Origin of the sequence: Sulfitobacter mediterraneus, assembly GCF_016801775.1 — a bacterium.
GTDB lineage: Bacteria > Pseudomonadota > Alphaproteobacteria > Rhodobacterales > Rhodobacteraceae > Sulfitobacter > Sulfitobacter mediterraneus_A.
This window is the reverse complement of record NZ_CP069008.1, coordinates 19093-41812: the sequence shown is the minus strand read 5'-3', so window position 1 is coordinate 41812 and position 22720 is coordinate 19093. Positions and strand designations below refer to the sequence as shown.

General features: G+C 59.6%; 16 protein-coding genes. 8 read left to right on the top strand and 8 right to left on the bottom strand.

The features are described from left to right. Positions 1-98 precede the first annotated feature (98 nt). From JNX03_RS20570 to JNX03_RS20560, 3 genes are all read left to right on the top strand, one after another. Complete coding sequence (locus JNX03_RS20570) at positions 99-5567, top strand: DUF4214 domain-containing protein (protein ID WP_203212566.1); 5469 nt, start codon at positions 99-101, stop codon at positions 5565-5567. A gap of 119 nt (positions 5568-5686) precedes the next feature. After that, the gene (locus JNX03_RS20565) at positions 5687-5920 is read left to right on the top strand and encodes a DUF6447 family protein (protein ID WP_203212565.1); all 234 of its coding nucleotides are present in this window, start codon (positions 5687-5689) and stop codon (positions 5918-5920) included. Further along, on the top strand, positions 5917-6465 hold the full coding sequence (locus JNX03_RS20560; RefSeq protein WP_203212564.1) for a hypothetical protein: 549 nt from the start codon (positions 5917-5919) through the stop codon (positions 6463-6465). Before JNX03_RS20565 ends, JNX03_RS20560 begins: the two co-directional genes overlap by 4 nt. A 284-nt stretch (positions 6466-6749) precedes the next feature. Here the strand turns inward: JNX03_RS20560 and JNX03_RS20555 are convergent, their stop codons facing one another. Next, complete coding sequence (locus JNX03_RS20555; RefSeq protein WP_203212563.1) at positions 6750-8165, bottom strand: glycosyltransferase family 4 protein; 1416 nt, start codon at positions 8163-8165, stop codon at positions 6750-6752. A 158-nt stretch (positions 8166-8323) separates the two neighbouring features. Between JNX03_RS20555 and JNX03_RS20550 the strand changes: the two genes are divergently transcribed. From JNX03_RS20550 to JNX03_RS20540, 3 genes are all read left to right on the top strand, one after another. Further along, on the top strand, positions 8324-9619 hold the full coding sequence (locus tag JNX03_RS20550) for a glycosyltransferase family 4 protein (protein WP_203212562.1): 1296 nt from the start codon (positions 8324-8326) through the stop codon (positions 9617-9619). 157 nt (positions 9620-9776) lie between these two features. Beyond that, the gene (locus tag JNX03_RS20545) at positions 9777-11525 is read left to right on the top strand and encodes a type I secretion system permease/ATPase (protein ID WP_203212561.1); all 1749 of its coding nucleotides are present in this window, start codon (positions 9777-9779) and stop codon (positions 11523-11525) included. Positions 11526-11577: 52 nt separating this feature from the next. Then, positions 11578-12876: an HlyD family type I secretion periplasmic adaptor subunit gene (locus tag JNX03_RS20540; RefSeq protein WP_203212560.1), complete on the top strand. Its 1299-nt coding sequence runs from the start codon at positions 11578-11580 to the stop codon at positions 12874-12876. Between the two features lie 58 nt (positions 12877-12934). On the opposite strand, the gene JNX03_RS20535 is transcribed toward JNX03_RS20540, so the two are convergent. From JNX03_RS20535 to JNX03_RS20525, 3 genes are all read right to left on the bottom strand, one after another. Beyond that, entirely contained in the window at positions 12935-13567 is a 633-nt protein-coding gene (locus JNX03_RS20535; RefSeq protein WP_203212559.1) for a hypothetical protein, read from the bottom strand. A gap of 175 nt (positions 13568-13742) precedes the next feature. Then, the gene (locus JNX03_RS20530) at positions 13743-15539 is read right to left on the bottom strand and encodes a hypothetical protein (RefSeq protein ID WP_203212558.1); all 1797 of its coding nucleotides are present in this window, start codon (positions 15537-15539) and stop codon (positions 13743-13745) included. A gap of 59 nt (positions 15540-15598) precedes the next feature. Next, positions 15599-15916 carry a helix-turn-helix domain-containing protein gene (locus JNX03_RS20525; RefSeq protein WP_120505321.1) on the bottom strand — a complete coding sequence of 106 codons (318 nt, stop codon included), beginning with the start codon at positions 15914-15916 and terminating at the stop codon, positions 15599-15601. A 414-nt stretch (positions 15917-16330) separates the two neighbouring features. On the opposite strand from JNX03_RS20525, the gene JNX03_RS20520 reads away from it, so the two are divergent. Continuing rightward, complete coding sequence (locus JNX03_RS20520; RefSeq protein ID WP_203212582.1) at positions 16331-18127, top strand: ABC transporter ATP-binding protein; 1797 nt, start codon at positions 16331-16333, stop codon at positions 18125-18127. 12 nt (positions 18128-18139) lie between these two features. Here JNX03_RS20520 and JNX03_RS20515 read toward each other — a convergent pair whose 3' ends face one another. The 4 genes from JNX03_RS20515 to JNX03_RS20500 all read right to left on the bottom strand — a co-directional run bounded on the left by JNX03_RS20515 (position 18140) and on the right by JNX03_RS20500 (position 20153). After that, complete coding sequence (locus JNX03_RS20515) at positions 18140-18919, bottom strand: class I SAM-dependent methyltransferase (protein WP_203212581.1); 780 nt, start codon at positions 18917-18919, stop codon at positions 18140-18142. Between the two features lie 167 nt (positions 18920-19086). Beyond that, entirely contained in the window at positions 19087-19455 is a 369-nt protein-coding gene (locus JNX03_RS20510; RefSeq protein WP_203212580.1) for a hypothetical protein, read from the bottom strand. Between the two features lie 126 nt (positions 19456-19581). Further along, positions 19582-19833, bottom strand: coding sequence for a hypothetical protein (locus tag JNX03_RS20505; RefSeq protein WP_203212579.1), 252 nt, complete (start codon positions 19831-19833; stop codon positions 19582-19584). Between the two features lie 8 nt (positions 19834-19841). Continuing rightward, complete coding sequence (locus JNX03_RS20500) at positions 19842-20153, bottom strand: hypothetical protein (RefSeq protein WP_203212578.1); 312 nt, start codon at positions 20151-20153, stop codon at positions 19842-19844. Positions 20154-20379: 226 nt separating this feature from the next. Here JNX03_RS20500 and JNX03_RS20495 point away from each other — a divergent pair, with 226 nt between their 5' ends. Further along, entirely contained in the window at positions 20380-22623 is a 2244-nt protein-coding gene (locus JNX03_RS20495; protein WP_203212577.1) for a hypothetical protein, read from the top strand. Positions 22624-22720 lie beyond the last annotated feature (97 nt).

Here is a 22720-nt window from a genome sequence, read left to right as displayed (position 1 = left end):
CATGTCCGGCCTTTGACAATCACGTATGACGGTATTGGACCAGCGCCTGATCGCAGGCCCCCGAGGGACCAAGCCACCACCGCAATGGAGTAACAATCATGGCCACCAGCAAAGAGCTCATCACCGAACTGTACATCGGCTATTTCGACCGGGCCCCGGACCCAGAGGGGCTGACCTTCTGGATCGGCGTTCTGGACGGCGGGCTGTCCATTGAGGCCATTGCGCAGGATTTTGCAGGCCAGCCCGAAGCGCAGGCGACCTATGACTTCCTCGACACGTCGGGACCGGATGCGCCGGCCTCTGCCGCAGAGGTCGAGACCTTCATCAATGCGATCTACGACAACCTGTTTGACCGCGCCCCCGATGCGGCGGGTCTGGCGTTCTGGACCGGCGTTTTGCAGGATGGCTATCCGGCGGGCGAGTTTATTCAGGCGATCATCGGCGGCGCCTCTGCGGCAGACCGTGCGGTGCTGGACAACAAGGTCGAGGTGGCCTGCGCCTGGTCCGATGCGGCGGCGGCTGAGGGTGATTTCACGCTGAGCGAGGATTACATCAACGACTCCCGCGATGCCCTGGGCGAGGTGGACGGTGATCCGGCCTCCGTCACCGCGGGCAAGGATGCCGCGGATCTGTTTTTCCAGGAGGGGCCGCTGGTCACGCTGGCGGGCACCACAACCACGCTGGCCGAGGACACGGACACCAGCGCCCGCGTGAAGGTTGCCGACATCATCATCACCGATGACGGGGTAGGGACCAATGTTCTGGCGCTGAGCGGCGCGGATGCGGCGCTCTTTGAGATCGACGGGCTTGAGCTGTTCCTCAAGGCCGGTGCGGCGCTGGATTTCGAAACCGCCTCCAGCCTTGATGTGACCGTCACCGTGGATGATGCCGATTTTGGCGATGCCCCGGATGACAGTGTTGATCTGACCATTGCCGTGACGGATGTGAACGAGGCGCCGACCGTGGCGCTGGCCAATGTGCTGGCCGATATCAGCGAGAATGCCGATACCTCTGCCGCGACCAAGGTGGCCGACATCGTGGTCTCTGACGACGCGCTTGGCACCAACGCCCTGGCGCTGAGCGGTGTGGATGCGGCGTTTTTCGAGATTGTCGGCAGTGAGCTGTTCCTGAAGGCGGGCAGCGTGCTGGATTTCGAAACCAACGCCACCCTTGATGTGGCGGTTGAGGTGGATGACGCCGGGGTAGGGGGCACCCCTGACGATGCCGCCGTGCTGGCCCTGCCGGTGACGGATGCCAATGAGGCGCCTGCCGTGACCGTGACACCGCTGATCGCGACATTGGCCGAGGATGCCGATACCTCCGCGCGGATCAAGGTCGGCGATATTGCCGTGACCGATGATGCGCTTGGCACCAATGATCTGACGCTGAGCGGCGCGGATGCGGCTTTGTTCGAGATCGACGGGTTGGAGCTGTTCCTGAAGGCGGGCAGTGCGCTGGACTTTGAAGGCAACCCTGATCTGGACGTGACCGTGGTGGTGGACGATGCCGGGGTCGGGGCCACGCCCGATGACACCGACAGCATGAGCGTCGCCGTGACGGATGTGAACGAGGCGCCGAGCGTGACCCTGAGCGGCGCAGTGACCACGCTGGCCGAAGACACGGATACGGCGGCGAACGTCAAAGTGGCCGATATCGTGCTGAGCGATGATGCGCTGGGGTCCAATACGCTGGCGCTGACCGGGGCGGATGCGGGCCTGTTCGAGATTTCCGGGTCCGAGCTGTTCCTGAAGGCCGGCACGGTTCTGGATTTTGAAACCGCCGCCAGCCTTGATGTGTCGGTGACAGTGGATGACGCCAGCATCGGGGCCAGCCCCGATGACAGCGCGGATCTGACCATTGCCGTGAGCGATGTGAACGAAGCGCCAACCGTGGCGCTGAGCGGCACATTGACGGCTTTGTCCGAGACCGAAGACACCTCCGCGCGGATCAAGGTGGCTGATATCACCATCAGCGACGACGGTCTGGGCACCAATTCCCTGGGCCTTGTGGGGGCCGATGCGGCGCTGTTTGAGATCGACGGCACCGAGCTGTTCCTCAAGGCCGGTGTGGTGCTGGATTTTGAGGCCAATCCAAGCCTCGATGTATCGGTCACAGTGGATGATGCCGGTGTCGGCGTCAGCCCTGACGATGCAGCCGCTTTGTCGATCACGGTGACAGACAGCAATGAGGCGCCGACCGTGGCGCTGGCGGGTCTGCCTGCGGGTCTGGCCGAAGACACCGACACCGCCGCCCGCGTGAAAGTGGCCGATATCGTGGTGACAGATGATCTGGCCGGGGTGAACATGCTGGCGCTGACCGGCGCGGATGCAGCCCTGTTTGAGATCGACGGGGATGAGCTGTTCCTGAAGGCTGGCACGGCGCTGGATTTTGAAACCAACCCGGTTCTGGATGTGGCGGTGACGGTGGATGATGCCAGCATTGGCACCGGCCCCGAAGACACGGCCGTGGCCGCCATTGCGGTGACGGACGCCAATGAAGCGCCCTCCGTGGCACTTTTGAACGCGACAACGACCCTGTCCGAAGATGCCAGCACGGCCACGCGCACCAAGGTTGCGGATATCGCGATTTCTGATGATGCGATCGGCACCAATGTGCTGGGCCTGACCGGCGATGATGCGGATCTGTTCGAAATCGACGGCACCGAGCTGTTCCTCAAGGCCGGCGCGGCGCTGGATTTTGAAACCAACCCGGCACTGGATGTGGCCGTCACGGTGGATGATACCTCTGTCGGGGCCAGCCCGGACAGCAGCGCCCCGCTGACCATCGACATCACCAATGTGAACGAAGCGCCGGTGGTGACACTGGTGGGCGGTCTGGCGGACCTGTTTGAAGGCACGGACACCACCGGGCGGATCAAGGTGGCGGATATCGATCTGGCGGACGATGGCACCGGCACCAATGTGCTGGGGCTGGCGGGGTCCGATGCGGCGCTGTTTGAAATCGACGGGGATGAACTGTTCCTCAAGGCGGGCACCGCCCTGAATGTGGGCACAAATCCGGTTCTGGATGTGATCGTGACAGTGGATGATGCGGCGCTGCCCGGATCGCCGGATGACAGCGACAGCCTGTCCATCACGGTCAAACCCGGCGCGGCCGGGGCGGCAACAGATGCCACCGAAGAGCTGACCTTTATCGGCAATGCCGCCTCTGTGGTGCGCTTTGGCCAGATCGAGGTGGCCGATGCCGATCCTGACACACCGGGCGACCAGCCGGGGTTTGTGTTCAACACCGATCCCAGCGACACCCCCTATGCCGGCGTGGCGGGCAGCAGCCTGAGCCTGATCGACACCACGGGTCATGACGGGCTGGTCAGCCTGGGCGTGATTGCCGAGGTCGACGCGGATGACTTCACGCTGGACAACTCCGGCAGCTCTGGCGACGTGGAAGCCTGCATCGGCACCGGCAATGACGGCGGTGTGCTGGTGACGCCAACACTGGGGGGTTCAGGCACCTGGATCTTTGACAACAGCGGCGCAACCGGCGACATGGAGATCACGCTCAAGGCGCTGGATGTCTCTACCGGCTTTGCCCTGGTGTTCAACAACGTTGATATCGTGGTGGACGGTGATGTGGATCTGACCGGACTTGGCTTTGGTCTGGACATTGATGCCGCCAGCACCGTCGAAGTGCTGGAAGGCGCAACCCTGACCCTGACCGTGCAGCAGGTGGACCAGTTGCAGTTCCTTGGCGTCACGATTTTTGGCGAAGGCACCGTGGCTGTGACCGGCATCTCTGATGACAGTGATACCGATCTGAACACCAACTTTGGCAATTTGGCCACCGGCACGGTGGATCTGTCGGCGGTCACGCTGGCCGATGATGACACCACTGATGCGGTCGAGATTACGGTCTCTGGCGCGCTCGATGCAGGTGGATCGGCACTGGTGGACGGAGATGGTCTGCGGGTGACGCAAACCGTGATCGGCACTGCCCATAACGATGCGGCGACGGTTGGGTTCTCGGCGGCTGACGGGGACACGGGTACCATTGACGTGATCCTGGAACTGGGCGCCGATGATGGAGATATCGGCGATCCTCTGGACACCCCCGAAGGCACCGCAGATCCGGCAGAAGTGACCGGCGATACCATCGATCTTGATAGCACATTTGCCGATGTACAGATCAACGCCGATGCCGGTTTTGATGCTGTGGTTGGGGCCTTTGGCCTGCCTGATGGCACCGTGGTCAACGTGGCCGCAGGCGCGGAGTTCTACGCCGGCGTGGTGACGGGGGATTATCTTGCGACCTCCGCGACCACAAACGATGGCACCGCGGTGCTTGAGGCCCTGGGCACGATGGACAAGACCCTCAATGTGGCCGCAGCAGGGGGCAGTGCCGGCTGGACCCTGATCGGGGCGGCGGGATCGACCAAGACCGAATTGTTTGGTGGCAGCCATGCCGATACGCTTGTCGATGGTGTGCCGGATGATGCTGACAACAACAACGAAGAAGACCGGTTTGTTGGCAATGACGGTGCGGATGCCTTTGTCTTCAACGTGATCTCCTCCACTCCGGCGACTTTTGCCTCGACGATCACAACAGCGGCCGAAGACACCGAAGTCATCAATGTCACGGCGGTGGATGGCGATGATGAAGCGGCTTCGTTGCTGACCATCGAGTATCAGCTGAACAACGTGACAACTGTGGCTGTGGTCAATGATGCCAATGCTGGCTTTGACATTGACTTCACCGATGACGCTTCGATCGCCTTGGGCATTGCCGCTGTGATGAACGGGATCTCCGGGATCACGGCAGCCGTGGATGGCGTCACGGACACCCAGATCAACCTTGAAGGAGACAGCGGCAATCTGTTGAACATCAACTCGGTCACGCCCAATGGGGCGGCGGGCACAGCGGCGGCCTCTGCCGACAATGTGGCAGATGACGCAGATGATGTCGCACAGGTGGCCGAGGTGGAGCTGACGGGGAGCGTGACAGCGGGTGAGATCTATTTCCTGACCGTTGCCTTGCGCGATGGCAGTGAGATCGAAGCCCAGTACGAGGCGGCTGCGCTGGACACGCTTGCGGATGTGGCCGAAGGGTTGATCAATGATGTCCTGACCGGGTTCAACACCCTGGCCCCAGGCGCATCGGTGAACGCGACCCGGGTTGGGACTGTTATCACGCTCACGGATGAAAACGACGACAACGGCGGCTTTGAAGTGACTCTGTCTGCCGGGCAGGCGGTTCTGGGTGGATCCGGTGCCTCGTCCATCCTGACAGGGGGCGAAGCCACCCTGGCCGTGGCGGACGCCGATGTGATCAGTGATTTTGTTGATGACGATGACACCATCACCTTTGGTCTCGCGGCAGGCACCAATGACAATTACGACGAGGCGGCCTATGAAGCCACGTTTGTTGCGGCGCAGGCGGCGGCCAATGTGGCCTTTGCCGGAGACGCGGATCTGGTCTATTTCCTGACCGGTTCTGATGCGGACAGCGCAGGGCTGCTTTTTGTGAATGCCAATGCCAATGGATCGGCAGACTTTGTCGTGGAACTGACAGGGGTGACCGAGGCCAATTTCGACGACAGCAATATCGTCTGATCCCATAGATCTCACAGACCGCCTCCCTTGATCGGGGGGCGGTTGCCTTTCTGCGCTTCAAAGCATAGCTCTGAGGCAGACACCGGATGGTGAAACATCACAATAAAAAGGAGCCTGTCATGGCTGAAGAAAAGAAAAACACCCTGACCGTGGACGGCAAGGAATACGATCCTTCCACGATTTCCGACAACGCCAAGAACATCATCGCCAACGTGCAGTTTGCCGATCAGGAACTGGCCCGTCTGCGCCTGCAGAACGCCGCGCTTCAGACCGCGCGTCAGGCCTATGTGACGGCGCTGAAGACTGAGCTTGAGGGCGGCAATGCCGGTGAGGCCGCTGACGCTTCTGCGTGAGCACGCCTGCCGTTCCAGATGATGCGATCCGCCGGTTCACCACGGAATATGTGGTGGCCGAGGATCGCATGCGATTGTCCCTTGAACGGGGCGATGACAGCATTGCGGTGCTGTGGCTGACGCGTCGGTTGATGCGGCGTCTGGTGCCGCAGATCGTCAAGGTGGTCGATGCGCTGCCGCGTTTGCGGGGCGGGGGGGAGCAGGCGCCGCCGCCCAGCGACAATGCGCAACGGCGCAGCCAGCTGGATGCCCTGGGCAAGATCGAACAGCAGGCGCCGGTTCTGGCCGGGGAGTTGCCGGACGGACTTGAAAGCCACCTGATCACCGGGCTGGGCCTGCGCATGGCCAAGACGGCGGTGTTTATCGATTTCAAAGTGGGCGAAGACCTGGTGCAGACCCTGCCGTTTTCCGAAGCGGCCCTGCGGCAATGGCTAGGCCTGCTGCACCTGAATTTCCGCAAAGGCGAATGGGTCGAGGATGTCTGGCCCAGCTGGATCACCGCCAAGGGCTGGGATCAGGGGCCGGATGCGATGCGGCTGAATTAGGGATTGCCCACCGATACGCGGACTTTGCTGCCCATAGGGACCCGCCGCGCCCGAACCGAGGGGCAGGAAGCAAAGCGCCCGCCCCGTGGGGGCGGTTCGGGCGCTGCCAAATCTCTGATTTGGCAATTCGGCTTAATTTCTTAGGGTATCAATGGGCTCTCTGCTGACATTCTCTGCGTCGTGCACCAATGGCCGTTCAGGCGTTCGCGTATTCATTCGCCTGCAGCCGCAAGCGACCCCAACGAGAAAGATCAGTGGGGCCACAAAGGCCCCTTTGATCCGGGCTAGCCTTTCCCCGTCACCGCCTCAATATAGTCCGCTGCCACATCATCCCAGCCTCGCAGGTCGGTGGCGGCGATCTTGTCCTCCAGCGCCTGACGGCGGGCCGGGTCCGCGATCAGGCGGCGGCAGGCCGCAGCGATGCTGCTGATCGACCCGGCATCGCAGTATTCCACCAGATCACCGCCCACCTCGGGCATCGCCGAATTGTCCGCCACCACGGCGGTTTTGCCAAAGCCAAGGCTTTCGCCGATGGGCAATCCCCAGCCCTCATAGAGGCTGACCGTCGCGGTAAACAGGCAGTTGCGATAGAGGTAGGCCAGCTCTTCGTCATTGGGCCGATCGACAAATTGCACCCAGCCGCGCAGATTGCCCGAGGCGCGCATCCAGTCCATCAGATCGTCATTGAACCAGCCCTGCCGCCCGGCCAAAAGCAGCTTGGGCATTTCCAGATCTCCGTCGCGGCTCAAACGGTCCCAGGCCTGCACCAGCCGCCAGAGGTTCTTGCGGCTTTCCAATGTGCCGACCACCAGAACATAAGGCACCTTGGTCTTGTTGCGGATCGCCTGCGGGATGTCGCGCAGACGGCGGTTTTGCTCTTTCAGAGTCTTGGCGGCGGGCAGGGGGCTGCCGGTGTCCAGTTTGCGGGCAAAGGGGATGACAGTGATCGGGCGCTGCTGGCCGATCTCGTCCATGAAATGTTCCAGATCCTTGCGGGTGTTCCGGGCGGCGACAAAATAGCGGGCGCAATAGCCGGTGGTCTTTTCCAGCCAGCGGTAGAACTCCAGCGAAAACTCAGAGACCAGATGCTGCGGCATCACCAGCGGGATCAGGTCATGCACCTGGATGGAAATCTCGACCCCGTGCCGGTCCTTGAGCATTTGCAGATGGTCGTCAAAATCGCTCATCCCCCAGGTCGCGCCCAGCACGATCAACTGATCCCCCGGCGCGATCACATCCGCGATGGGCTCTGCCTTGGGCGGCGGTGCGGTGACGGCGGCGCTTTGCGGGGTGCCGGCCTGCCATTCGGCGATGGAGCTGCCGCGTTTGGCAAAATAGCTTTCCTTGCCGCGGGCGGCCTGCAGATGCGCGATCATCCGGTAGATATGATATTTGGCCGGCCGGTTGCGATAGCGGCGCAGCACCGTGGGCGTGGCCCGCGCCGGACGGGCAGGGCGGCCAAACAGCGCCGCACTGAGCAGATCCACGTCAAAGCCTTCCATGCCCACCATCACATCCGAGCTGAGGGCGCTGTATTGTTTGCGCCGCCCGTCCCAGACACACAGGCGCACCTGATCTGCGCCTTCGCGCTGCACCGCCTGTTTGATCACCTCAAGCGAGACACGCTGAATGCCCGAAATGGTCGTGTGAACCTTCAGGTATTGCTTGATGTCGGTGACATCGAAAAAGTAGCGGGGCATTGCAGGGTCTTTCCTTGTCAGGCCATCGGGGTCTTTTACGGGATCGCGGGCCGCCCTGCCAGCGCCCCTGCGCATCAAACCGCCCAGATCGCGGTGAACCGCTCTTTGCCGGTGATTAAGTTATTTCTCAACCCCCGGCGTAGTGCTATGAGGCGAACATGACTGCGGTATTTTATGATCTCTCAGAGCAGTTTCTGGCCAATGGCCGCCGCTTCAAATACTACGGGATTGTCCGTACGGTCATGGAAGTGGGTTACGAACTGGCCCAGACCGGAAATGTACGTTTCGTGGTCTATTCCCCTGCGCATGGCGCCTTTTTCGAGGTCACGCCGCGGCTGGATGATGCCTCGCCCACCGGGGTGATGGATCCGGGCCTGCCGCCCGAGGCGACGCCGATCCGTTTGCGCCAGACCTTTCCGACCCGCAATCCGCTGCGCGACGCGATCTATCCGCTGGTGCGGGCCATCGTGCGCCGGATCAATCTCAAACGCTGGGCCCATGTGCCGGACGGCGTGGTGCGCCCGGTGGATCTGGACGGGCAGGTGCTGATCGCGCTGGGGCGGCCCAAGATCATGGCCGATTACCTGACCGAGATTGAGCGCAAGGGCATCCGTCTGCGCCTGGTGCCGCTGCTGCATGACATGATCCCGCTGCACGCCTTTGCGCATCGCGAACGCAAGATGTTTTCCTCCAACTTCATGAGCGACAACCGCATGGTGATCGGCCATGCCGAGACGATCCTGACCAATTCGGAGTTCACCCATTCCGAGGTGACGCATTTTGGCAGCATCGGCCATCTGCCCGAATTGCCCCCGGTGGTGGCGGTGCCTTTGGGCCATGAGCTGCGCCGGACGGGCGAGGCGATGGATCTGGAGATTCCGGCAGAGCCCTATCTGATGTGCGTGGGCACGCTGACCGGGCGCAAGAACCTGGAATGCGTGATCGACGCGATGATGGTGCTGGCCGAAGAGGGCCGCCCGGTGCCACGCCTGTTGCTGGCGGGGGCACGGCGCAAACGGGCCGAAGATTATGTGGACGAGGCCCGCTTTGCCCCGATCCGCGACAAGATCCAGTTTATCCGTGATCCCAACCAGACCGAGCTTTGGGCGCTTTACGAAAATGCGCTGGCGCTGGTCATTCCCAGCTACATGGAAGGTTGGGGCCTGCCTCTGGGCGAGGCGCTTTGGGTGGGCACGCCGGGTCTGGCCTCCACCGCGCCGGCGCTGCGCGAAGTGGGCGGCGATCTGGCGCAGTATTTCGAACCGGGCAAACCGCGCGAGCTGGCGGCGCATATCGACACTTTGCAAAGTGATCCGGAGGCCCGCGAAGCCCTCAAGGCCCGCATCCGCGCCGCCCGGCCGCGCCTGCGCAGCTGGCGCGATGTGGCGGATGGTATTCTGCAGGCCCTGCGCGGCAAAACATGCGGGCAAACCACGCCACAGGACTTTCGTTGAAGTTTATTTGTCTTTTCCGTGACACTTCGGGTATATTCCTTACTGTACACCCGAAATTCAGGCTGGCATTGTCGCGCTGGCCATTGAAATGCTGTAATGATAGTGGCTGAGCCTACATTGAGCGAATAGTCATTCACCCGTCGAAGGTATTGTAACCATGCAGGAACGTAACTCTCTCCAAGAGGCGTACAGGAAATACCGCACCGCATTTGCGGCCACGCTGATTTTCAGCCTGTTCACCAACTTGTTGATGTTCATTGGCCCGCTTTACATGCTGCAGATTTACGACCGCGTGCTCTCCAGCCGGAGCGAAACCACGCTGGTGGCGCTGTCGGTGATCGCGGTGAGCCTGCTTTTGGCCTACGGCCTGCTGGAATTCACCCGGACCAAGCTGTTGGTGCGGGCCGGTCTGCAATTTGACGAGGTGCTGGCGCATCCGACCTTCCATCTGGTGGTCAAACAGCAAACCGCCGCCCCCGGCAGCGGGGCGCAGATTGCCCTCAATGACGTGGACAAGGTGCGCGAATTTATCACCGGGCAGGGCATTCTGGCGTTCTTTGACGCGCCCTGGGTGCCGTTGTTCCTGGGCCTGTGTTTTGCCTTCCATCCGTGGCTCGGCATGGTCGCCACCGGCGGCGCCGTGGTGATCTTTGCCCTCGCGCTGGCCAATGAATTTTCCACCCGCGGCACCCTGGCCGAAGCGGGCCGCGCCGGCAACGGCGCCAACCAGTTTGTCTCGGCCACGATGCTGAACGCCGAAGTGATCCGTGCCCTGGGCATGGAAAAGCCGCTGACCAAGCGCTGGCTGACACAGCACGACGAGATGCTGGACCACCAAGCCACGGCCAGTGGCCGGGGCGGCATGGTTGTGGCCTCGTCCAAGTTTGTCCGGATGAGCCTGCAGGTGGCCATTCTCGGCACCGGTGCCTATCTGGCGATGAAACAGGAAATCTCTCCGGGGATCATGATTGCGGCCTCCATCGTGATGGGCCGCGCCCTGGCGCCGGTCGAACAGGCCGTGCAGCAGTGGAAACAATTTGTCGGCGCACGCCAGTCCCATGGTCGCCTCAAAAAGCTGTTTGCCGGGGTCAAGCCGGACGAAGAAAAGATCGAAATGCCCGAGCCGAAAGGCGCACTGCGGGTCGAGGGCCTGTTTGGTCTGGTGCCCGGCGGCAAGGAGCCGATCCTGCGCAACATCAACTTTGCGCTGGAGGCCGGTGAGGTCATGGCGCTGATCGGGCCTTCGGGCTCGGGCAAATCCACGCTGGTGCGCCATCTGGTCGGGGCGGCACAGCCGGCCAGCGGCGCGGTGCGTCTGGATGGCACCGAGATCCAGCATTGGGATCCTGAACAGCTTGGCAAACATCTGGGCTATCTGCCGCAGGATGTGAAATTGTTCCGTGGCTCTGTCGGCGAAAACGTCTCGCGCTTTCAGGAAGACGCCACAGACCAGGACATCGTCGCCGCCGCAACGCTGGCCGGCGCCCATGAGATGGTGCAGCAATTGCCCGATGGCTATGGCACCGATGTGGGGGATGGCGGCAACCAGCTGTCCGGCGGCCAGAAACAACGGGTCGGTCTGGCCCGCGCGGTTTACCGCGAGCCTTGCCTGATCGTGCTGGACGAGCCGAACTCGAACCTCGACAACCACGGCGAACAGGCGCTGGCAAAATGTATTGCCGAGCTGAAGGCCAAGGGCAAAACCGTGATCCTGGTCACCCATAAGACCGGCCTGCTGGCGCAGTCGGACAAGACGCTGATGCTGGTCAACGGCACCGTTGAAAAGTTTGGCCTGACCAAGGATCTGTTCCAGCCCAAGGCGCAGCCTCCCGCCGAGGCCAAGAAAGAGGTCGCGGCATCCGCCGGGCCTGCGGTGCTCAAGATGAACACCGCGCCCTCCACCTGATTGCTTAACCGCTGCCCGCCGGGCAGATCCTCTGAGATAAAGGCCGTTTGACATGGCAACGAACCGCAGTATCCGCCCCATCGTGATCATGGGTTTCTCCGTCATCTTTGTCACCTTCGGTGTCTTTGGTGGCTGGGCCGCCGTGGCCAAGCTGGACGCCGCCGTGGTGGCGCCGGGCACCATCTCGCTGGAGGGCAACCGCAAGGTCGTGCAGCACCTTGAGGGGGGCATCGTCGAGGAAATTCTCGTGAAAGAAGGCGATGTGGTTCAGGAAGGCCAGCCGTTGCTGCGCCTCAACAGCATCGAGAACCAGTCCAATCTGCAGGTGTTCACCTTCCGCAGCGACGTGGCACGGATCGTCGAGGCGCGGTTGCTGGCGGAACGCTATCTGAAAGACAGCTTTGAGCTGCCGGAAGAGCTGCAGGGGGTGGATCTTGCGGCCAAGGGCCTGCAGGAGACCGTCGACGACCAGCGCGGCCTTTTCGAAGACCGCCGGATGATCCTGCAATCACAGACCGAGATCCTGAACAGCCGGATCGAACAGACCAACGAACAGATCCGCGGGCTGGAACAGCAAAAAAGCGCGCTGGAACGGCGCTACGAGAACTTTGGCCAGATGATCGACCGGATGGAAGAGGGCGTTGAAAAGGGTCTGATCCAGAACAACATCCTGGCCCAGCGTCAGGACGATTACATCCAGATCGAAGCCGACCTTGGCCAGATCATTTCGCAGATCGCCCAGGCCAAGAACACAATTTCGGAAACCAAGCTGCAGGCGTTGCAGGTGGGCCAGGAATACCGCGAGCGGGCCAATACCGAACTGGATGCTGTGCGCTCTGAATTGTCAGAGCTGCAAGAGCGGGTGAAAGTGGCCACCGAGGTGCTGTCGCGCACCGAGATCGTGGCACCGGCCACCGGCAGCGTGCAGAACCTGCAGGTGCACACGGTCAGTTCCGTGATCCGCCCCGGTGACGTGCTGATGGAAGTGGTGCCCGCCGATGAAGAGCTGATCTTTACCGCGCGGATCTCGCCGATTGATATTGATAACGTGGTGGTGGGTCTGTCCACCGAGGTGCGGTTCTCCGCCTTCAAGGCACGTCTGACCCCGATCGTTCTGGGCCAGGTCGAAAATGTGTCCCATGACGTGATCACCCCCGATAACCCCAATGAAATGCCCTATTATCTGGCGCGGATCGACATTGATCCGGCGGATATTTCCGAGGACATCCGCGAACGCATCACTGCCGGTATGCCGGTGGATGTGGTGATCACCACGGGCGAACGCACGGTGGTGAACTATCTGACATCGCCGCTGATGGACGCGGTGCGCAAAAGCCTGCTGGAAGAATAAGCCGGCCCTGCAAGGGCGGGGTGGACGTTTCCGCCCGCATCATAGATGGGGCATGAGTTTAACCGCAATGGACATTCAGGCTCATCTGCGGCTCGGGGGCGTTATCAGAGGAAACAAACCTGACATCCTTTCCCCGGCTTTTTCCCCTGACAACTCCAAATCTGCCAATATACTGAAGATCAATGTAGTATTTTGACGGTGTTGGCGGGCCTGTGGTTGTTCTGCCGGGAACATCGGCCTCTATGTAGCTGGGGAAACTCTGACCTTCAGGGTCGATGATCTTCACTTGTTCAAAATCTTGGCTTGCGGATATGTGCCGGCCAAGTTGCGTCAACTTCGGAATGTCAGCTTTATCGCAAGTCATCACAAGACGTTTGCTGTCGGGCATCGCTATGCCCAGCTTGTAATAGGTTCCGATATAAAATGTTTGGCCATCATTACTGACGTATAAAACCGCACCAGAGTTGTATGGCTTTTTCCAAATTTCCACCCACTGGCTTGACGCCAATGACCAAGGAGCCTCCGTCTTTCCCAGCATCAACCGTTCCTTCATTCCAAAGCCCCAAGCCACCCTGTATGTTAGGCTGTAATCCGTGTCTTGCAGCGTTACGGTCGTTGATCTTTGCATCATCCATGACCAGACAAGGAAGACGGATACCAGAATGAAAATAACGGTAGGAGGACGAAGCATTCTGAGTTTGACTCCTTCTGCGTGAGCCAAGATGCTCGAAGTTCAAACTATCGCGGGCCATACCTGCGACACAACCAGAAGGGTGTGTTCCTAAAGCCTGTTTAGTGATGTTCATGGAGATCGATGAATGGGGGCATTCATGCGCGATCAGCCGTAACATCTCTGTCCCAGGCGATCAGGCGATCAGGTCGTATTCCACGTAATCTTCGCGCATACCGATGGTGTAGACGGTGTTGCCATCCGCAAGGGTCCAGCCCATCTGTACGGTGTCGGCGGCTGAGGCGCGTAGGGCATCAAAATCCATCAACAGCAGTTCATTCTGGGTTTGTACAACCTCAACTTCACCGGTGCTGGACATGCCCAGCATATACTGGATGAAGGCATGGGCATTGATGTCCAAAGGTTTGTAGATCTCGTCAGAGACGCCGCTGGTGTTTCCGCCCATGTCAATCTCGTCAACCGGATCGGTCAGCGTGTTCAGCAGATCAGAGATGACCGGCTCAAGGTCGGGCGCGTCGCTTGCCGTATCAGAAGAGGACGTCGTGGTGAGGCTGGCAATGTCAAAGGTCGCCTGGATCTGCACGCCGCCAAAATCAAAGGTTTTGAAGGCATCGGCCATCGAGGCGGTGAAATCCAGCACCGAGGCCAGATCAAAGGCCGCATCGGGGCTGGCGGTGATGCCGCTGTCGGCGCTTTCGATCTGGGTATCGGTTGTGGTGCTGCGCGTGGTCTGGGCCTTGTCCAGCTTGCCTTCGGCGCTTGCGGTCTTGTCCTCTGAGCCGGGTTTGTCGGCAAAGGCCACGGGGGCCTCATCGGCCCAGCTGTCCTGAAATCCGCCCGCAATACTGAGCGCAACATCGGCAGGGCCGGGCAGGGCCAGAATGGAGGAGAGCAGCGTGCTCAGGTCAATATCCGCCGCAATCTCTGTGGACAGGGCGCTGGGGGCCACGTCCGGTGTTGGTGCCTGTTCAAGCACCGATTGCAGCACGGCGGCCAGATCGAACTGGGCGGTGTTGCGCGAGGCGTCGGCGCTGTCCTGGCCGGCCACGGCGATCTCTGCACTGTCTTCGGTCGCAGGCAGATCCAGCGCCGCCATTTCGGGGTCGGCGGCCGGGTCAAAGAAGCTTTCGCTCATGATGCCAAAGGCAATGGCGATGGAGCTGAGGCCAACGGCGATGGGCGCGGCAGAGGCGACCATGGCGGATTTGCCCATGAAATCGCGGAACATCGTGCCGTCGCGTTCCGTCTCTGCGCCACGGGCGCTGATGATCTGGTCGGCGGTCAGCGGGGTGTCCATGAAGTGGGCCACGGCGGTGGCCTCGCCCGCATCCAGCGGCGCAAGGGCCACCTCATTCAGCAGGTTGATGCTGTCATCTGCACCCAGACCTGCGCCAGCCTCGTCTTCGGGGGCCAGCATCACCAGATCTTCGGAGTTGATGTAGATCGACCAGATCAGCGCGGCGAGCAGGGCAGAGGGATGCAGGAACACCTTGCCGTTGCGCTGCAGCTGGATCACGCGGCTGCGGCTGGCGGCCGGGGTCTTGGCCAGGGCGCCGGCGGAAAATTCGGCAATCAGATCGGCAAAATCAACGCCGGTGATCGGGTTGCGCAGGTTCGGGCTGTCCAGCGTATAAAGGTTGTCCACCCGGCACAGGTGGATAAACACCTCGCCGCCGTGGGTGCAGAAAATGCACCACGGATCGCCCTCATCGGTGATCCCGCGTTCCAGCGTGTTGGGCACACCGGCTGCATCCAGCAGTTTCTTGACGCGGTAGATATTTGCCAGTTCCTGATTGGACCAATCGTGCAAAACAGGGCAGGGCAGGTCGTCCCGCAGGAAATGTTGCGGCAGCTCCTCGGTGCCGGCCTCGCGGCCGATCAGATCAAATTCAACTGTGTCATCGGCATCCTTGAGGAAATCGCTGTTGAGCGGTTCCGTCTTTTTGGGCCGAAAGTTGAAAATATTGCTCATCAAAACACCGGGGTTCACCAAGGATCAGGCAGATCAGACCCTTGATGGGCTAACGACAATCACGCGCTGGCTTGCGTGCCATCCTCTTCAAAAAGGATCTTATAGGTGGTCGGCTCGTAATAGGACAGCAATTTGCGCACGAAACTGCGCTGATCCTTGCCGAGCGCGTTTGCCCATTCGGCATACCGATGAACAGGGATTCGGCCACGGCCGTTTTCAAGCTGCGAAATGAACGTGTAATAGTCCAAAGACAGCCGGTCAGCGAGTTCCCGTTGGGACAGATGTTGCGATTCACGCAGTTCTTTCAGCCAGATACCCAGCGCGGTGCGCTGTTCCTTGGCCTCTTCTGGGGTCGCTTTTTGTACTTCAGCAAGCATTATTTTTCCTCGGTATGGCAGCACCGGACAGGGAAATGCGGCACCCTGCCTCGGAGTCATAGTGTACAGTAAATCACTATAGTTCAAAGCGCTAAACAAAGCAAACCAAGACTTTTGCCCATCCGCAGCTTCACCGCAAAAATCACTACATACAGTGTAAAATTTGAACACAAACACAAAATGTAGTGGACCTCAAAAATGCTAAGTGAAAAATGTGAAATGTTCGTCAACAATTTTGACCTGTTTGGGCGGGAAGGGGCGCAATAAAACACGCCAAACGGGCAGGTTATCGCCCATGTTTTACCCCTGGTCGTGCAATTGGCGGAGACCTGTGGCCGCGGCGCTGGTCACTTTGCCCCGAACTCATGTAAAGAACCCAAAACCGATCCCCCTATAGGTCTGTGTCGCCCCCCAATGATCAAAGCCTTCCGATCCTCAAAAGAGCCCAAGACCCCGCGCAAGCCGCTGTTCACTCCGGTGGACAAGCTCAACGTGGCCTGGTTCTGCCGCACCTACCTCAAGGAAAAGACGCCTTGGCTGGGTCTGGTGATGGTGATGATCCTCATCCAGGGCGCCGCCTATCAGCAGTTCATCAAACTGACCGAGGATGGCCTGCGGGTGATTTTCGACAAGGGCGATGTGAACGGGCTCTATTGGGTCTGCTTCATGGTCATGGCGATCTTTACCGTGCGCGGGATCATGTCCTACTGCGTGCCGCGACTGTCGGTCTGGCTGGCCTCGGATGCGGTCTTCAAGATGCGCCGGGATCTGATCAACCACCTGATGACCCTGGATCTGGCATTTTTTGAGCGGACCAAATCGGGCGATATCATCCTGCGACTGGTCAACCAGGCGCAGGATCTGAGCGAATTTATCGGCCAGACCACCGTCAATGCGGTGCGCGATGCGGTCACGGTGATCATTGTCTCGGGCTATCTGACCTGGAAATCGCCACATCTGTTCTTGCTGGTGGTGATCATCATGCCGACGATCTCCATCGTGGTGCGGCGCATCTCGCACCGGATCAAGGAGATCCAGGCCAGCGCGGAAAACGCCATGGGCAATTACATGACCGGCATCGAAGAGATGTCCAACGGCATGCGCACCGTGAAAATCTCCAACCAGGAACCGGTGGAACGCCGCCGCCTGAATGCCGCCACCGGCGAGATCAAAAGCCTGAGCATCCGCTTGCAGGCGGTCTCGGCGCTGATGAGCCCGACCATGGATATTCTGGCGGCGATTATCTACATCCTGATCATCGGGGTGGGCGGCTATATGGCGCTGTCGGCCGAGTTCGACATGGATGGCGCGTCGATCATTGCCTTCATGATCGGCATGGCGCTGATCTTTGATCCGGCGCGGCGGATGACGTTCTTCTTTGTCCGTTTGCAAGCCAGCCTGATCATCCTCGCCTCTGTGCGGTCCCTCTATGACGAGGTGCCCAGCATCACCAATGCACCCGATGCCAAAGACAGTTTTGACGCCTCCGGCGATATCGTTCTGAAAGACGTGAGCTTTCGCTATTCCGAGGCGAACCCGCTGTTTGACGGTCTGAACATGACCTTTGAAGGCGGCAAGGTGACGGCCATTGTCGGTGCCACCGGATCGGGCAAAACCACGGTGCTGAGCCTGATTGCCCGGCTCTATGACGTCAGCGCGGGGCAGGTGACCATTGGCGGTGCACCGGTTGAGGGGCTGCGCATCGACAAGCTGCGCCAGTCGTTTTCAGTGGTGGCCCAGGACATCGTGATCTTCAACAGCTCGATCTACGAGAACATCCGCTATGTGCTGCCCGAGGCCAGCGAGGAACAGATCTGGCGCGCCGCCGAGCTGGTGGGCATCGACACATTGATGCGCGAGCGCGGCGATGCGCCGCTGGGACCGAAAGGATCACAGCTGTCAGGCGGTCAGAAACAGCGCATCGCCATCGCGCGGGCCTTCTTGCGCTCCGCCCCGATCCTGCTGCTGGACGAGGCCACATCGGCGCTGGACCAACGCACCGAAGAACGGGTGCGCAGCGCCATAAGCGAGCTGTCCGAAGGCAAAACCACCCTCATCGTGGCGCACCGGCTGTCCACCGTGACCCATGCCGACAAGATCTATGTGCTGGACGAAGGCAAGGTCGTCGAGGAGGGCACCCACGAGGATCTGATGGCCCAAAGCGGGCTTTATGCCGCGATGTTCACCGCGCAGCGCAACAGCTACGGGTGAGCGGCAGCGCCATCAGGCCGATTTTCGTTGCGCCGTGATCACATGACGCACCTCCGGCACATCGGACCAGTTCGCGGCAAATTCGAACCGGCCTATCTTGGCCACGTCAAAGCCCAGCATGTTGAGAACGTGATGGTAGATGCCCTCTGAATAGGTCCAGAACACATAGTCATCGTCAGGCCGTGCGCAATCGCCCTCGAACCGCGCGATCCGGTCGTCAGATTCAATCATCGGCGTGACAATCAAAATGGTCTGGGCAGAGCGTTTCGCCGCCGAGGTCATGGCCTTGATTGGGTCCGCCAGATGCTCAAGGATCGAGCCCAGAATAACCACGTCAAACTGGCCCAGACCTTCGGGCATGTCATAAACATCGCCGTAAAAGGTGCGGGCCTTTGATTTGAGCAACCGGTGGGACAGCCAATAGGCGTTCTTCCACTGATTGAGCCACCAGTCACGGTCATGCACCAGCCCGGCCCGGTCCTTGAAATAGGGTTTGTCACAGAACGGCAGAAAGTCCTGCCGGATGGTGGAATCCATATCGAATGACACCACATCCGTGGCGCCCGCCTGTTCTGCCGAAAAGCTCAGAAAGCCACTGCCGGTGCCCACATCCAGCACCGATTTGCCGGTGAAATCAAAATGATCGGTATAATCGGCAAACCGGCCCCTGAGATCCCATTCGCCCTTTTGTTCGCCAAACCCCGGCAGGTCCAGCGTGTGATAGAAAAAACATTCATCGGTGTTCTCCACATGCCGGGGAGCTGCAAAATCTGCGGTGCGATTGGACGGCATATTTGATAATTTCCTTATGAAAATCTGTGCGGGCGAGAAAAGGGAGGACGGGTATATTTTACAACTACGGCTCTGTTTTACGAGCGCAATATTTCGCCCGGTAGTTGAATTGTGATCTGTTTGTGAACCCAATTATGTCAGCTGTTGCGGCTCAAGTTGAGGTTAAGTCACGCACCTATATCGATTTCCATCTCCCATTCCCGGAAACGATCCGTGGCCTCCCGATGTGCCAAGAAAGCATCTTCGTTAAAACTGTGACAGTCGATGGACAGCTCTTGGTTGCCGAGAAATATTGTGAAGCCAACCAATAGTCCGCGAGCCTCGCCCGTTATAAAAGGTTCGCTCAGAACGTTTCTTTGTTCCGGTAACGCGGGGTGCCTGAATGTCAGCATATAATTGCCGCCAGAGTAGTTCAGGTCGATCAGCTCCGCTTCGTTGATGACGCACCAGACCGTCTCATTGGGAAGGCAACGTCTCAGCATGATGTTGATGACCGTGATTTCGAAGTCTTTTAAGCCGTTTCCCATTGATCCCATCGCAGCAAGCCTTCATCTTGGTTTTGTGAAATCATCCCATAATTGGCACGGCCAAGCTGTGGGTTGGAAGGTCCTGTGAGCGTGCGCTGCTCTGCCCGTATCCAAATTATCTTGTTTACCGGAACGTCAGGTTGGCCAGTCTCCATATTTGCGGGTCAGTTTTTGCAAAGACCGGGCAACAACCGCCCGATAGTCTGCATCAAATGGCTGGCTCAACGATGTCTCAAGGCTTTGCAGCATATTGTTTAAGGCCCAGAGTTCTCCATCATGGGTGATGGCTGGTCTCAACAATGCTCCGTTCTGATTTTCCAAAACACGCCCCAAAAAGGAAAAAAGGGCGACGGCGTCTTCTTCATCCAGCGATAATCGCACGCTCATCTTTTGCCTCACTGTCCTGCTTCGGAAAACCAGAGCTTGGTGCCCTTGAAATCAGAGTAGTATTCTACTTTTGCAGGTGACAGTTCAGAAGACAATTTTTTGCATAAGCCGATGCCGTCGAGATCAAGCCTTTCTGCCTTAACGGCGTCGATTGGGTGCTTGTCCACTTCGTCTTGATATCTAGCGAGCCAAAGTGAAATTTCCTTCATCAAATTTGGGGAAATATTCAAATCAACAAGCTCAACATGTCCTTCTCCAAGAGAGCTTCGCACCCCTGTACCAAACCTTTGTCCGTCGACTGTCAGATACATCTTATCCATTGCGTACAATATTTCTCCTGTAATCCTTGTTATGTATAAAAATACCAAAACCAGCCACCCGCGCATGAAAACCTGAAGCGGGGTTGTATCGCGGCTGGACGCCTAGGTATTTAAAACACTATACTCCGGGCAAACGTATGACTTGCAGGGACCAGCCCAATTTTCATTTCGAATTGATTGACCGCTTTCCGGTCCCGGATCCCATTTGCCGCCAGAAGGACAACAGATGCTGACTGCCGCCCAATCCATTGCCCAGCTTTACATCGGCTATTTCAACCGGGCGCCCGAGCCTTTGGGGTTTGATTTCTGGCTGGGTGTGCTGGACAACCCATTGAGCCTGGCCGAGATCGCAACGGATTTCTCCATCCAGCCGGAGGCGACCGCGCTTTACCCCTATCTGGCCGATCCGACCAGCGAAACGCCCGAGGCGTTTCTGACCAAGGTCTATCAGAACCTGTTTGACCGCGATCTGGACGCCGAAGGCCGCGACTTCTGGTCCGAGGTCATCCTGTCGGGCCGGCCTTTGGGAGATATCCTGCAAGAGATCATTCGCGGGGCCTCCCCGGCCGATCAGGCGGTTTTGGACAGCAAGGCCGCCTTGGCCGAATATTGGGTCGAAGCGGCCCGCGCCGATGGCGGCTATTCCCCCAATGCGGAAAACGCCGAAGCCTCCCGCGCCGCATTGGAAGCGGCCAACCCCAATTTTGACGGCCCGCAAAGCGCCACGGAACTGGCCGATCTCTATTTTCAGGACGCCCCGCGCGTCGAGGTGACCCCGGTCGATATGACGGTCTCCAACCCTGTCAGCTTTATCTTTCGCCAGAAGATCGCCGATGTCACCGTCATCGATGATGATCTGGGCAGCAGCACCCTGGCGCTGAGCGGCGAGGATGCAGACCATTTCGAGCTTGTCGGCACCGAATTGTTCCTGACCGATGGCCATCCGATCGTCTATGGCGGTGAGGATGCCTTTCAGGTCACGATCACCGCGGATGATCCGGGCATTGGCCACAACCTGACGGACGGCCCCGAGACCGGCGTCGGGCTGGCCGTGTCGGTCACTGAGATCACCTCCCCCGGCCCCGATCAGGTGGTGACATGGGACGCGGATGATGAATTTCTGGTCAATGACGTGACCACATCGCGGCAGGTTGAGCCTGATCTGGTGGCGCTGGAGAACGGCAATCTGGTGATGGTCTGGGATTCCATTATTCCCGGCGATTCCAACGAAATCCGGGCGCGGATCTTCGATCCCAGCGGCACAGAGGTGCTGGGCGAATTTACCGTCAACGAGGATTCCAACTTCTTCCAGCAGGAACCAAAGGTGGTGGCCCTGGCCGATGGTGGTTTTGTCGTGGCCTGGCAATCGCATGACACCAGCGGCGTTGAAACCAATTCGCACGATGTCCGGTTCCGGATCTTTGACGCGGACGGGGGTGCGCGCACCGATGAGACCTCTGCCGCCGATGAAACCGCTTTCCAGCAGCGCCGCCCGGACCTCGCAGCACTGGAGGATGGCCGCTTTGTCGTCACATGGGACAGCGCCCACCCCGCCGCGGATGGCGCTTTTACCGGCATTCGCGCCAAGGTCTTTGACCCCGATGGCGATGACAGCACGGACGAGTTTCAGGTCAACGGCACCGGGATCAATACCCCTGGCACCGCCAGTTTTCAGGTCAATGCCGTTGCGGCAGGGCTTGCGGAGGGCGGCTATGCCATCGCCTGGCAAACCAGCGATACGAGTGCCGATGGCAGTGGCACCGCGATCAAGGCGCGGATCTTTGACGATGATGATGATGCGGTCGGGGTGGAATTTCTGGTCAATGAACTGCCCTTCAGCAATCAGACCGATCCGGCCATCGCCGGTCTGGAGGGGGGCAATGTCGTCGTTGTCTGGACCTCGAACGACGGCTCAGAGGGGGATGATCAGGACACCGCAATCCGGGCGCGCATTTTTGATGAGGACGGCGCCCCTGTGACAGACGAGCTTCAGATCAACGGGATTTTCACCGGCGACCAGAATTTTGCCAATGTGACCGCGGTGCCGGGCGGCGGTTTCATTGTCACCTGGGAATCCTCGGACCTCGAACAGGACGACGACAGCGCCACCGCGATCAAGGCCCGTGCCTTTGACGCAAATGGCGATCCGGTCAGCGATGAGCTGTTGGTCAATGAGCTTGTTGATGGCTTCCAGGGAGATGCCGCGATCACCGCCTTGCCCGACGGCAGCTTTGCTGCGGCCTGGACCTCGTTCCAGCCCGAACAGGGTGACGACGACCTGCAGGGCATCAAGGCCCGCGTGTTCGAGACAGACGGCACCAGCCCCACGGGCACGCCCGCCTATATGCTGTCGCTTGAGGACAATCCCGAGACCAGCTTTGTCTATGACCCCGGCGCAGAGGCCGCAGCAGGCGATCCCGCAGAGCCTGTCGGCCAGCCCCCAGAGGGCGGCAGCGACGATTTTGTCTGACCGCTAAACCTTCAGAAAACACGCGACATTGAGGGCCAAAATGGCCCTCAAATGCTGTTTGGGGGGGAAAGTGTACAGTAAACCACGATAGTCGTTG

Excerpts from the sequence above, each read along its gene's own strand:
- JNX03_RS20570 (WP_203212566.1), top strand. The coding sequence starts at position 99 with ATGGCCACCAGCAAAGAGCTCATCACCGAACTGTACATCGGCTATTTC.
- JNX03_RS20565 (WP_203212565.1), top strand. The coding sequence starts at position 5,687 with ATGGCTGAAGAAAAGAAAAACACCCTGACCGTGGACGGCAAGGAATAC.
- JNX03_RS20555 (WP_203212563.1), bottom strand. The coding sequence starts at position 8,165 with ATGCCCCGCTACTTTTTCGATGTCACCGACATCAAGCAATACCTGAAG.
- JNX03_RS20550 (WP_203212562.1), top strand. The coding sequence starts at position 8,324 with ATGACTGCGGTATTTTATGATCTCTCAGAGCAGTTTCTGGCCAATGGC.
- JNX03_RS20545 (WP_203212561.1), top strand. The coding sequence starts at position 9,777 with ATGCAGGAACGTAACTCTCTCCAAGAGGCGTACAGGAAATACCGCACC.
- JNX03_RS20540 (WP_203212560.1), top strand. The coding sequence starts at position 11,578 with ATGGCAACGAACCGCAGTATCCGCCCCATCGTGATCATGGGTTTCTCC.
- JNX03_RS20535 (WP_203212559.1), bottom strand. The coding sequence starts at position 13,567 with ATGCTTCGTCCTCCTACCGTTATTTTCATTCTGGTATCCGTCTTCCTT.
- JNX03_RS20530 (WP_203212558.1), bottom strand. The coding sequence starts at position 15,539 with ATGAGCAATATTTTCAACTTTCGGCCCAAAAAGACGGAACCGCTCAAC.
- JNX03_RS20525 (WP_120505321.1), bottom strand. The coding sequence starts at position 15,916 with ATGCTTGCTGAAGTACAAAAAGCGACCCCAGAAGAGGCCAAGGAACAG.
- JNX03_RS20520 (WP_203212582.1), top strand. The coding sequence starts at position 16,331 with ATGATCAAAGCCTTCCGATCCTCAAAAGAGCCCAAGACCCCGCGCAAG.
- JNX03_RS20515 (WP_203212581.1), bottom strand. The coding sequence starts at position 18,919 with ATGCCGTCCAATCGCACCGCAGATTTTGCAGCTCCCCGGCATGTGGAG.
- JNX03_RS20510 (WP_203212580.1), bottom strand. The coding sequence starts at position 19,455 with ATGGGATCAATGGGAAACGGCTTAAAAGACTTCGAAATCACGGTCATC.
- JNX03_RS20505 (WP_203212579.1), bottom strand. The coding sequence starts at position 19,833 with ATGAGCGTGCGATTATCGCTGGATGAAGAAGACGCCGTCGCCCTTTTT.
- JNX03_RS20500 (WP_203212578.1), bottom strand. The coding sequence starts at position 20,153 with ATGGATAAGATGTATCTGACAGTCGACGGACAAAGGTTTGGTACAGGG.
- JNX03_RS20495 (WP_203212577.1), top strand. The coding sequence starts at position 20,380 with ATGCTGACTGCCGCCCAATCCATTGCCCAGCTTTACATCGGCTATTTC.